The organism is Geomonas sp. Red276, assembly GCF_054784495.1.
This window is the reverse complement of record NZ_BLXW01000021.1, coordinates 78,540-90,763: the sequence shown is the minus strand read 5'-3', so window position 1 is coordinate 90,763 and position 12,224 is coordinate 78,540. Positions and strand designations below refer to the sequence as shown.

Annotated in this window: 9 protein-coding genes; 6 read left to right on the top strand and 3 right to left on the bottom strand. The window is 57.1% G+C overall.

The features are described 5' to 3' along the window. Window positions 1–27 precede the first annotated feature (27 nt). Window positions 28–894, bottom strand: coding sequence for an IS110 family transposase (locus tag ACYVL5_RS15245; RefSeq protein WP_460596436.1), 867 nt, complete (start codon window positions 892–894; stop codon window positions 28–30). A 222-nt stretch (window positions 895–1,116) separates the two neighbouring features. On the opposite strand from ACYVL5_RS15245, the gene ACYVL5_RS15240 reads away from it, so the two are divergent. The 3 genes from ACYVL5_RS15240 (at window position 1,117) to ACYVL5_RS15230 (ending at window position 7,027) form a co-directional block, all read left to right on the top strand. Continuing rightward, window positions 1,117–1,275, top strand: a complete 159-nt coding sequence (locus ACYVL5_RS15240) for an antitoxin MazE-like protein (RefSeq protein ID WP_460596435.1) — start codon at window positions 1,117–1,119, stop codon at window positions 1,273–1,275. A gap of 756 nt (window positions 1,276–2,031) precedes the next feature. Continuing rightward, a complete protein-coding gene (locus ACYVL5_RS15235; protein WP_460596434.1) occupies window positions 2,032–2,682 on the top strand; it encodes a hypothetical protein in 651 nt (216 codons plus the stop codon). A gap of 1,189 nt (window positions 2,683–3,871) precedes the next feature. Next, the gene (locus ACYVL5_RS15230; protein WP_460596433.1) at window positions 3,872–7,027 is read left to right on the top strand and encodes a PocR ligand-binding domain-containing protein; all 3,156 of its coding nucleotides are present in this window, start codon (window positions 3,872–3,874) and stop codon (window positions 7,025–7,027) included. Between the two features lie 32 nt (window positions 7,028–7,059). On the opposite strand, the gene ACYVL5_RS15225 is transcribed toward ACYVL5_RS15230, so the two are convergent. Continuing rightward, window positions 7,060–7,935: a LysR family transcriptional regulator gene (locus tag ACYVL5_RS15225; protein WP_460596432.1), complete on the bottom strand. Its 876-nt coding sequence runs from the start codon at window positions 7,933–7,935 to the stop codon at window positions 7,060–7,062. Between the two features lie 144 nt (window positions 7,936–8,079). Between ACYVL5_RS15225 and ACYVL5_RS15220 the strand changes: the two genes are divergently transcribed. From ACYVL5_RS15220 to ACYVL5_RS15210, 3 genes are all read left to right on the top strand, one after another. Beyond that, window positions 8,080–8,499 carry a CidA/LrgA family protein gene (locus ACYVL5_RS15220; protein WP_460596431.1) on the top strand — a complete coding sequence of 140 codons (420 nt, stop codon included), beginning with the start codon at window positions 8,080–8,082 and terminating at the stop codon, window positions 8,497–8,499. Continuing rightward, window positions 8,489–9,202, top strand: coding sequence for an LrgB family protein (locus tag ACYVL5_RS15215; protein ID WP_460596430.1), 714 nt, complete (start codon window positions 8,489–8,491; stop codon window positions 9,200–9,202). Before ACYVL5_RS15220 ends, ACYVL5_RS15215 begins: the two co-directional genes overlap by 11 nt. A 493-nt stretch (window positions 9,203–9,695) precedes the next feature. Continuing rightward, the gene (locus ACYVL5_RS15210) at window positions 9,696–11,147 is read left to right on the top strand and encodes a L,D-transpeptidase family protein (RefSeq protein ID WP_460596429.1); all 1,452 of its coding nucleotides are present in this window, start codon (window positions 9,696–9,698) and stop codon (window positions 11,145–11,147) included. Between the two features lie 21 nt (window positions 11,148–11,168). Here the strand turns inward: ACYVL5_RS15210 and ACYVL5_RS15205 are convergent, their stop codons facing one another. Further along, window positions 11,169–12,188, bottom strand: coding sequence for an alpha/beta fold hydrolase (locus ACYVL5_RS15205; RefSeq protein ID WP_460596428.1), 1,020 nt, complete (start codon window positions 12,186–12,188; stop codon window positions 11,169–11,171). Window positions 12,189–12,224 lie beyond the last annotated feature (36 nt).

Sequence of the window (12,224 nt, the reverse complement as noted above, 5' to 3'; positions counted from 1 at the left end):
GCTAAAGGCGGGGATGGAGGAAGGAGCTCAGGGGGTGGCCGGAATCAAACGGAATAGATGGCCGGCTTGAATCGGAATGGGTGGCCGACTTCGATCGGAATCGGTGGCCGGCTTGCCGCGGAATACGCAGGATGACACAAGCCGGCAGTACGAGGCATAATTCCCGACATTCTGAAATCGTTCTATTGGCCCGGTCTCCAGCATGATGGTCAAAGCTAAAATTTTGCCGATTCCGGGGATGGTAAGTAAGAGTTTGTAGACACCAAGTAGTTCCAGCTTCCTCTCGATCACAGTCTCAATGCTGCGTATCTGACGGGTCAAGAAATCGATGGACTCTTTGCTTACCCGACCGGCACACGCCAAGTCCTCATTCATGGCCAGAAGTGGACTGACCCGGTCTTCTCGAAGGCGCTTGATATCATCTGTTTTCATCTTGATGCCGCAATTCCGGGAGATTATGTTTTGTAAGCTGATGAGCATTGAAGACCTCAGGGCAACCAAGTGGCTTCGTTTTCGCAGAAGATCACGAATGGGCCGTTCCTCCTTCGGGTAAATATAACCTTCAGGGAGTATGTCGAGCCGCAGCATTTCGGCAAGCCAAAAGGCATCATGCTTATCGTCTGCATGCTTTAAACCTTTGTATTTCTGGATGGCAGATGGATTTGCCAGGTGTACGGCAAAGCCATCTGCCATCAAACCATCAACGAGCCAATACCAGTTATAGGTCGACTCGACAACGACTCCTTGTAGGGTCCCACTGAACAACTCAAGCCGCTGAATGATCGTCGGTAAGTCATTTGGCAGTTTCTCGTTGTAGATGCGTTTCCCTTTGCCATCAATGATGGCAAGATAACTGCTGGTTGAATGAAGATCGATTCCAGAGTACAGTTTCATCGGGCACCTCCTGAGGGTTACGAAATTGGCGTTTCGGTAACAGCATATCAGGAAGTTAACCGCCTCTTGCTATGCCAGGAGGTGCCTTTTAGATGATTATCAGGTCTGGACATGGACAAAGTACTGACGCGGGGCAGGCCTCGACATAAAACTGTCCAAGTCCAGACCTGACACTTCGGACTCTGCGTAAAACTGTCCAAGTCCAGACCTGACACTGCGGACTTGCGGACTGCGGACACTGCGGACTGCGCCCCCGACCCCAATGCGCCGGGATTTGCCGACGAATGCCATAGGCAGTCGCTTCTTGTTCAGCAGGATTCGAAGAACCTTGAGGATCTGGAGGCATTCTCGACCCTGGCTGACTGGGATGATGGCCAATGACCCGGGGGGACCTGGTCCTGGTTGCTATTTCAGGAGCCTATGGCAAACCCCGGCCTGCCCTGGTATCGGCAACGTAATAGGAGCCCTGACCGGGAAAGAGATGGGTGCGGTCACCAAGCTTTTATCCTTTTGGGTCGGGGTAGCAGGGTGACAGCCAAACCCGGCGAAGAAGGTGTTCAACGGCATTTCAAGAAAAAGCGCTCCAGGAGCAAACCGGCTTCGCCGTTGGCCGTCTCCGATGTTCGTTTCTCACCATAGAAAAGGCACCCTCCTCGAAATCGCCCTCCATTATCCCGATTCCCTCGCATAGTTGCGGAGCTTGGCGAGCTTGCCGCTGCTTCCAACGAACCTTGCTTCCATCGTCCGCTCAGTACGGCGCTTTTTCGCGTGTTCCCTTGTAGACGACCTTCTCTTTATGTCCGTGTAGGGGCCGTGCCCGGCTGGCGAGGACCGGGATGCGCTTGGGATAGGTGTGCCCGGCCTGGTGAACCGACTGCTCGTAAAGGTACCCGGGCCCGTAGGCCGTGATGATGCAGCGTCGCCACCGTCCTACGATCTGTTCAGTGGTTTGCAAATGGCTGATTCCGGATGCGCATTATCGAAGGGGGGCGGGAAAAATTCGCGCTGGTCAGGTTGATAAGCGTATGGGACGCATGGGGGACGCATGGGGGCCCCCGAGTGCCGGGCGTTGACTTGTGGGGGTGTCGTGTTAGTATTTTTTAACTTCAAAAAACACGGCTTCCAAGGGGGTAGCAGATGGGGTTCAAGGATCCGTTCGACCGCACCTACGAAAAATCCGTTCCCGGAACCATCGGCATTCTGAACAGCGTGGCCGACAAGGGGGAAAACCACGTGGCGTACAGGGAAGAGAACCGCACGGTTTACCTCTCCCTTCCCGAAACGTTGAGGGGTGTCTCCTCGGCCCTGGCGGTGGCGCACGGCCAGGGAAGGTCCCAGGAGATCAAGAGACTGATGGCGCAGGGAATCCAGAGGCTCTCTTTCAACTCCCATCACATCATCATGCTGTCGGCTTACCTCAACGACCCGAGCATCCTCGACGCAGGTTTTCCGATGAAGCCGGATGCCGTGGTTAAAAGCAGGGCCAGCCTTTTGGATCTCGTGCCGGGGTTGGTGGCGAAATACCTATTCGCGAACAGGTCCATCGTCCAACAATCCGTGGTGATCGTGCTGAAACGGGCGTTTCCCCACGCCGTTACTGAACTGCAGGTGACGGAGGACCCCGCCGATGAAAACTCGTGGAGGAGGTACGGCGAAGGAATGTTCGATTGCTCCCGCGTCGAGATGAGGGGGCTTCAGTCGGCAAAGTTGATCTTCGTGCGGGGCAGGTATCACGAAAACGGAGCCACCGGTCGCTGGTCCTCCGTCGTCAGCATACTCGTCCACTGAAGCACCGAACGCAAATCGGGGCTTCACCGCTCGGTGCAGCCCCGTTCCTTCCCTTTTGCCGCGCCGGTCGCCGCGGCTGTCGTTTAAAAACCCGCCTTCCCCTCTCCGATTCTTCAGCTCCCTCACGATTTTTATCCCACATGGTGAGGGTTGAAAAGGTTCTCCGCTAATATTGCCAGGTTCGGCGAAATCTTGTCACGATTTGGCAAAACTTTTTCAAGTTTTTACTGAAAAAGAAAAAGTTGAAGCGGAACTTTTCTATTCCCAGTAAAAGTTGAAAAAGATTTGCAAAACTTGGTCGATAATATCTTTAATTTAGTCAAATACTGACTGAAGGTGTTAAGTTTTTGAAAAGTTTTGACTGGTTTTTACAAAAAATGATCTTTCCACGCAAGAATATGGCAAAGTTTTTAAAAACCTGAAAAAGTTTCACCGCTTTTGATCAGGTTTCGTTGTGATTTATCCAACATCGTCTCTAGTTTAAATAAGTTCGCCCCTAATCTGAATAAGTTCGCCTCTGATTTGAAAATGTTTGCAGCAATTTGAACAAGTCCGTCTCTAATTTGGGCAAGTTGGTATCATATTTGGAAAAGTTTGCCGATATTTGGAAAAGTTTACTTCAAACCTGTTCAGATTTTGCTAAAATTGGTCGCCTGCGCCAAAAGATCGACCCACCTGATGAAGAGTGATCATCCTCTCTCAAAAGGTTTTCCATCCTGGACGGATGGTCACAACTTCTCCGCCAAAGTTTTTCTTTTCCGGACGGAGGCAGCAACCCCCCTCAGGAAGGTTTCTATTTCCCGGGGCAAGTAGCAATTTCTTCGAAAAACGCTTATTCTTTCCTTTGGAAAAAGATGCTTCGCATGAAATGTGCCGCTCGATTACAACGGTGGCGACCTGTTCTTCAAAGAAGGAGGGGCAATGCATCTTCTATTGGATGGTAAGGCCGCTACCGTCACCGGCGCGAGCAGAGGTGTCGGTCTATCATTGCGGAGTTTCTATCCTGAGAAGGGATGCGCGATGACACCGATGTCAAAGGCGGTATCAAGAAATTTGGGAATCTGCCGACAACAACGTAAAGTACTTAGACCGGCAACCGCTGGAGCGCCCCTGCCGGCTGGCTTGCCTGTTTGTTACATTTGGGTTGTAACCTGATATGCAGTATTCTTTTTCCCTGATAAGAAAGATGGTGGAACGTCAACCGCTTGGCTTGCGGGTGCTGCTGTTTTCCCTCTCCTACTTTCTCATGGGATGGGTCGGGAACCGGTTGTCCGCGGAAATCAGCGGGTTTACCTATTTCTGGCCCCCCTGCGGCTTGTTCCTGGCCGTTCTCGTGAGCGTGCCGAAAAAGGATTGGTATGTCTACATCCCCTCGGGGATGATCTCCTCCTACCTTGTCGGACTCTTTTTTGGCGTCCCATCCCTGCTCAACGTCGCCTTCGCCGTGGCGAACGCTGCCGAAGCCGCCGCCGGCGCCTGGACCATCCGCCGCTACGTTTCCCCCCGACTCGATCTGTCGACCCTGAAAGAAACGGTGATCGGCCTGCTCCTGATCGGCGCTCTCGGTGCCTCGGTAGTTGCCGCCATGATCGGCGCCACGGCAGCAACTGCCATCACCGGTACCTGGAACCACTTCGCCGCCAACTGTTATGACTGGTGGATGGGGAATGTGCTCGGCACCATTACCGTCGCGACGGTTATTCTGACCTGGCCGCGTGCCGACCGCAAGCCTCTCGGCGCCCTCCGTCTCGCGGAGGCCGCCTTTATCGTCCTGATCTTCACCCTGGGCGCTTTCGCTTTCCTCGCCTCCGATGAAAAATCCTATGACAATCATCTATTCATCTTCATCCCGCTCATGGTGTGGGTGGCGATACGTTTCGGCCAGTTCCCGAGCAGCATTGCCTCTCTGGCCCTTCTCTTCGTGGTCATCGGTGTCACCAAGAACTCCCTCTCCGTGGACCATGATTCCTTGGTCGGTTCTTTCCACACCCAGCAGGTATTTGCCCTGCTGGTCGCCGTCATGAACCTCATCCTTTCGACGGTGATCAGGGAAAGGGACCAAAGAGAACAGCAATTACGTGAGAGCAAATTACGCCTCGATACCATACTCGATAACGTTGGTGCCTACATATTCATAAAGGACACCAATTACCGATACCTTTATGTCAACCATATCACTGCCGAACTTTTCGGCCGGGATCCGGAAGATGTCGTCGGCCACGACGATTCGGCCTTCTTTTCCGCTGATTCAGTCAATGAAATAATGAAAAGCGATTCCTTGATAATCGAGCGAGGGGAATCTGTCAGAAGGGAAGAGACTGTAGTGGTCCAGGAAGGAAAAGAATACCGAACCTATTGGACGGTCAAGGTTCCTCTTCGGGATGACTACGGCAACGTGTATGGATTGTGCGGAATATCTACTGACATTACCGAGCATAAATCGCTGGAGGAAAACCTCCACCTGAAAACAGCCGAACTGGAAAAGGAGCTGGGAGAGCGGCAGATGGCCCAGGAGGCTTTGCTTCATCAGACCGAAATCCTGGAAAAGGAGGTGGAGGAGCGCAAACGGGCCGAGGAAAGGGTGCAGCAAAGCGAAGCCACCATTCGCAACAAGCTGCGGGCCATCCTCGAACCGGACGGCGACCTCGATACTCTGGAGCTTTCCGACATCATAGACTGCGAAACGCTGCGGGCACTGTTGGAAGATTTCTACAAACTCACTGGCATTTTAGGTGCGGTCCTCGATACCCGCGGCAACGTCCTCGTTTCCGTGGGGTGGCAGGATATCTGTACCAGGTTTCACCGGTGCCATCCGGAAACCATGAAGAACTGCATCGAGAGCGACACCGTTCTCACTGCCGGTGTCCCCGCGGGAACCTTCAAGCATTACCGCTGCAAGAACAACATGTGGGACATGGTCACCCCGCTGGAGGTGGCGGGCAGGCATGTGGGGAACGTCTTTATCGGGCAGTTTTTCTATGAGAACGAAGAGCCCGACGTGGAATTGTTCCGCGAGCAGGCCCGCCGGTACGGATTCGATGAACAGGAGTACCTCGCCGCGCTCGCCCGCGTCCCCCGTTTCAGCAGGGAAAAAGCGGAAACGGGCATGCAGTTTTACGCCAAACTGACCAAACTCGTTTCCGAATTGAGCTTCAGCTCCATAAAGATCTCCAGGATTCTGAACGAGCGGATTCACCTTGAAGAACAACTCCGGCAATCGCAGAAAATGGAAGTGATCGGCAAGCTAGCCGGGGGGGTCGCCCATGATTTCAACAACATCCTTCAGGTGATCAGCGGTTACGGCGCGCTGCTGCAGATGGATAGATTGCTCAACGATAAGCAGCGTGATGAGGTGGACCAGATCCTTTCGTCGGTGGAGAAGGCTGCCCAGCTGACCCACGGCCTTCTTGCCTTCAGCCGCAAACAGGTGATGACGCTTTCGACCGTCGACCTTAATGACGTCGTCAACAATGTAAGGAAATTCCTGGTAAGGATCATCGGCGAGGACATTAAACTGAAGACCGTTACCTATCCAGGGCAGCTAATCATCAGTGCCGATGCCGGACAGCTTGAACAGGTCCTCATCAACCTGGCAACCAACGCCCGTGATGCCATGCAGAAGGGGGGGCGGCTGACGATCGAAACTGGATTGCAGGAGGTCGGGACTTCCATCGAGCAGGAGTCGGGGAGTGTCGTGCAGGGCGACCATGCCGTCCTGACCGTGTCCGACACGGGGTGCGGTATGGATGAGACCAGCTCGAAGCGGATTTTCGAACCGTTTTACACAACCAAGGAGGTCGGCAAGGGAACGGGGCTCGGGATGTCCATCGTGTACGGGATAATAAAGCAACACAACGGCTTTATTAACGTCTACAGCGAGCGAGGGCTCGGCACCACCTTCAAGATCTACCTCCCGATCGACCACTCCCAAACGCCGGTGCCGGCTGAAGCGGTTGAGGCGTACGTGCCGCCGCGGGGCGTTGAAACGATCCTGGTGGCCGAGGATGACGAGAACGTTCGCAAGCTGGTCGTCGCGGTATTGACGGAATTCGGGTACCGGGTCATCCAGGCGGTAGATGGGCAGGATGCCGTGGAAAAGTTTGCGGCAGACCGCGACACCATCGCCTTGGTCCTTATGGACATGATCATGCCGAGAAAAAACGGCAGGGAGGCCTACGAAGAGATCTCGACGATGCGGCCCGACATCAAGGTCCTGTTTTCCAGCGGCTATACCGCGGATTTCATTCAGAGCCGGGGAGTTTCGGAAGAAGGGATCGAATTGATCATGAAGCCGATGCAACCGAAGGAATTGCTCAGACGGATTCGAAAGATACTGGATCACTGACCGGCGATCATCGATGCAGGGGACCCCTTTTTTCAGCCCGGCTTGCCGGCCAATGCCAGCCAGGCTTGGGCGGCGTGGGAGAGGTAACCGGCGCGGCGCCAGATGAGCGCCATGTGCCAGTAGATCGACGGGTGATCGATCGGGAGGCGCCTGGTCGATAGATGCGGGCGCTGCTCGATTATCATGCGCGGCAGCAGGGCGACGCCGACATTGGCGGCCACGAGCTCGATGATGAAATCCACCTGGGTCGACTGGGCGGCAATCTTCGGGGTGAAGCCGCTTGTCCGGCAGGCCTCCATGATGATGGGGTTCAGCGCAAAGCCGGTGCCATAGAGGATGAAGGGCTCTTCGGCCAGATCCTTGAAGCTAAGCTTGTCGCGCCTGGCCAGGGGATGATCGGCGCTAAGAAGGAGGTCGATCGGCTCGCGCCGCAACTCCTGCCACGCGAATTCCTCTCCTACCGGCAAAAGGGATGCGGCCAGATCGAGCTCGCCGGCCAGTACCAGTTCCTCGAGGCGCTTGCTCCCATGTTCGACGAGCCGTAGCTCCACCTCCGGATAGAGACTGCGATAGGTGGCGAACCAGCGGGCGAAGAGGGTGTTGCTGCCGATAAGCGGAACCCCAAGCCGCAACACGCCTCCCTTCAGGCCACGCAACTCCTCCAGCTCCGTCCTCAGGTCTTCACCCTGGGCGAGGATCGCCGCTCCTCGGCGGTAGACGATCTCCCCGGCGGCGGTAAGCTTGCTCTGATGGCCGATTCTCTCCAGCAGTTGGAACCCCAGCTGCTCTTCAAGCTGCTTCACCGCCTTGCTGACCGTCGACTGGGTTACAAAGACGGTCTTGGCCGCCCTCGAGAACCCTCCCTGGCGAACCACCTCCACAAACGCCCGCAGTGCCCGTGTCTCCATGCTATTCCTCTCCGGAATGATTTGAAGTCGAATATTTCATTTTACGAATAGCACAGTCCGGTTTATCTTTCCATAAGCTGATGTGAAAACTCGTCCTCTCCTTTTCCTCTTGAAAGAGAAGGGACGCCGGGCAACGGAGTAAACATGCACCTGTATCGACATATCATTTTCCTGCGTCGTCTCTGCCGTACCAGTATCATCTTCCAACTGTTGCTCATCTCGGCTTTTTGGGCGGCAGGTGAGGGCATCGTCCGCGCCACCGGGCTCCCGGTTCCGGGCGCCATCGTCGGTATGCTCATCGTCCTGGCCCTGCTGTCGAGCGGAAAGCTCAGTCTCCGCACGGTGCAGCGGGGGGCACGCTGGTTTTTGGCCGAGATGCTCCTTTTCTTCGTCCCGGCGGTGTTGGCGGTCCTGGATCATCCGGAATTTCTCGGTCTGCTGGGGCTGAAGATCCTGGCGGTCATCGTCTTCAGTACCGTCATGGTCATGGTGGTCACCGCGGCGGTGATCGATCTCTGCTTCCAGTGGAGCGTGACGCGGAAAGGGGTGGGGCATGCGGAGTGATCTCATTCTCAACGCGGTTTCCTGGTCGGCGCTGACCGTGGCGCTTTACGCCCTCGGCAAGGCGCTCTATCGGCGCAAGCCGACTTGGTGGACGTCGCCGCTGCTGCTGGCTCCGCTTCTTTTGATACTGGCGGCGGTGGCTTTTCACCAAAGCTACCGGGAGTACATCCGGGGCACTCATTGGCTGGTCGTCCTGCTGGCGCCGGTGACGGTGGCCTTTGCCGTTCCCATTTACGAACAGCGCTCCCTGATCCGCAAGCACTGGCCGCTGCTTGTGGCTGGGGTGGCGGCGGGGAGCGCAACGGCAATGGCTTCCTCCTGGGCGCTGGCCACTCTTTTCGGGTTGGACGGTGGTCTGCGGCTTAGCTTGTTGCCGCGCTCGATGAGCACCCCCTTTGCCATGACCGTTTCCGGCGATATCGGCGGTGTCCCCACCTTGACGGCGGTCTTCGTGGTGATCACGGGGGTGTTCGGTGCGGTGATTGGCGAGATTTTGTTGGGTTTTTTGCCGCTCAGGTCGGCGCTGGCGAGGGGCGCGCTCCTCGGCATGGGCGCCCACGGGGCCGGCACCGCCAAAGCTCACCAGATCGACGGCGAAGTGGGAGCCGTCGCTGGACTCGTCATGGTACTGGTCGGCGTGATGAACGTACTGGCCGCCCCGTCCGTCGCCAGGTTACTGCAGTGGGTTTCCATGGTCTCTTGAAGGGCTCCGCTATTTCTCGACATGGATGCTTAGGCTTCAAGGTTGCAAAAGCTCTTCGACTGTAGTCGCAAACTGTAGACATGACTGTTGATAGACAGTATAAGAGGGACACAAAGTACTTCAGTTTATGCGGCGGTGACCGAAAAGAACAGTCTCAGGTTCTTTATTTTTCCGTACCGGGAGGGATCACTTGACGCACCTGACCAAACAGCCATCCGATACTCCATCCGTTCCCCGTGATCTTGTCATCGATGATCCTAAGCTGAGGCTTAGCCTGCTGGCCCGAATCATCTCGAAATAAACGGGGCTGATCCGCCCCCGCCATGCACCGCTAAGCCAGCCGCTTCCCGGCGCGGCCCGGTTCCACCGGCACGCGGACGGGGCGGCCTTTGAAAAGAATCCGATGCGCCTAACTGCAACCATACTTCTTATCCTTTGTATCCTCTTATCGGGTACCCCGGCGTTTTCAGCGACAAGAACCGATGCTCTGGGCGTGCTCGACGCCCTCCTGGAAGGGGGCGCCAGCAAAAAGTCCGATGCCTTCAAGGCCCTGATCGATACCTATTTTTCCGGTGTCCGATGCCTGGAGAGCGGCAAAACGGAACTTGCCGCGGAGTACTTCGCCCTTGTTGAGCAATACGGGAAGGTCTTCTTTCCCGGCGTCCTCTCGCATTACCCAAGGCGCACTCACGGCCGGCACTCCGCTTCGCTCCCTCAGCCGCTGAATACCGCAGCCGGCGAGCCCGCGGTTCACAAGGACCCGATCAATCCACCCACTCCGAAGGACTCACCGGCACCGGAGCCGCCGATGCCGGTTGTTGCCCAAAAGGTTGTTCCTCCCGTAGCTGCGGCTCCGGCTGTTCCGTCCCCCGTCCAGCAGTCGGTCCAGCAGTCGGTCCAGCAATCGCTCCAGCAATCGCTCCAGCAATCGCTCCAGCAGCAGCCGGCTCCGGAGCCGGAGAAGCAGCCCGTTCAGGCGGAAGTTGTTCCGCCGCGGCTTGAGGCGGCACGCCAGCCGGATGAACCGCGACCGGCGATATCCCGGCAAGCGGGGGCGGAAGACGAGGACGACGATGCGGATGACGATTCAGCCGCGACGGCAACGGCCTGGACGGCGGGAAGCCGTGTCATCGGCGGGGAAACGTTCTACCGGGTGGAAGGCAACGAGACCCTCCAGCAGATCGCCCGCCGCCAAGGGATGAGCCCCCGGCTGCTCGCCCGTTTGAACCGCCTGACACTCACCTCCCGGCTGCACCGCGGACAGACCCTGCGCATCGTCAATCGCCACATCATCCCGGAAGAGACCGGCAACGGGCTGCTGGTCAACATTGCCGACTGCACCCTGTACAGCTTCAGGGATCACAAGCTGATCCGGACGGTTCCTATCGCGGCGGGGAAACCGGGGGCCGGCGAACAAAAGGGGGATTGGCAGACGCCGACGGGGAGTTTCACTGTCGTTGCCAAGGTGAAGGATCCGAGTTGGAAGGTGCCGGCATCGATCCGGAAGGAGATGGAGCGGCATGGACACGAGGTCAAGACCCTGGTTCCGCCCGGGCCCGCCAACCCGCTGGGCAAGTACGCCCTGCGCACCTCGCTGCCGGGGATCCTGATTCACGGGACCAACCGGCCGGCTTCCATCTCAAGTTACAGCAGTCATGGCTGCATCAGGGTAGGGCCTGCGGATATCGCGACGCTGTACCACGAAGTGCCGGTCAAGACGCCGGGCAAGATCGTCTACCGCCCCATCAAGGTGGCGGTCGGTGCCGATGGCAGGATCTTTCTCGAGGTGCACCGGGACGTCTACGGAAAGATCGGCAACCTGGAGCGGGAGGCGCGCAGCCTGATCGAGGAAGCGGCCGGGTCTGCTCCGGTCGACTGGCGCAAGGTGAAGGAGGTCATCAAGGACCAGACCGGCGTGGCGGAGGCGGTTTCCGCCCAGCTTTAAGGGGAAACCACCTCTCGTTCATCAGTTGCTGCCGGCGGCCAGCTCCTTGAGCAAGGCCTGGTGGAACATGGCGGGGTCTTCCATCTGCGGCGCATGGCCAAAGCCCGGGAATTCGACGAGGCGGCCGTCGGGGATGGTCTTTATTACCTGCTTGCCCAGCGTATTGTAGTGGCCGATCTTCGCTTTGACCTCCGGCGGAGCGATGTCGCTGCCGATGGCGGTGCTGTCGGCGGTGCCGAGCATCAGGACCGTCGGCACTTTCAAGCGCGGGAACTCATACACCACCGGCTGGGTAAAAATCATGTCGTAGATGAGGGCGGAGTTCCAGGCGACGAGCCGGTGCCCCGGCCCCCGGTTGAGTCCCGCCAGCATATCCACCCACCGGTCGAATTCCGGTTTCCAGCGCCCCCCGTAATAGACGGTTTTCTCGTACTGTCTCACCCCTTCGGCCGAAAGTTTCAGCTCCCTTTCGAACCATTGGTCGACCGTCCGGTACGGTACGCCCAGCGCCTTCCAGTCTTCCAGCCCGATCGGATTGACCATGACCAGCTTCTCGACGGCTTGCGGATACATCAAGGCGAAGCGGGTCGCCAGCATTCCGCCGGTCGAGTGCCCGATCACTATGACCCGGGAGACGCCGGCCTGCTTCAGTAAGGCCATCGTGTTGGCAGCCAGCTGCTGAAAGCTGTACTGGTAGTGGGCCGGTTTGGTCGAGGTGCAGAAGCCGATCTGGTCGGGCACCACGACCCGGTAGCCGGCCGTGGTCAGCACGTCGATGCTCTTCTCCCAGGTCGCCCCGCAAAAATTCTTCCCGTGCATCAGGACAACCGTGTGGCCGTTTGGGTGTTGCTTCGGTTTAACGTCCATGTATCCCATCTGGAGGTTCTCTCCCTGGGAGGTGAAAGGGAAATGCTGCACCGGATAAGGGTAGGGGAAGCCCTGCAGCTCAATGCCATATCCGGCGGTGTTTCCTTCCGCGCAGGCCGTGCCGGAAGCGGCAAGTAACAAGATCCCGAAAAGCAGGTACATCAGTCGTCGCATGAATATCTCCTATGTCGTTACATCGAGGGATTGTGC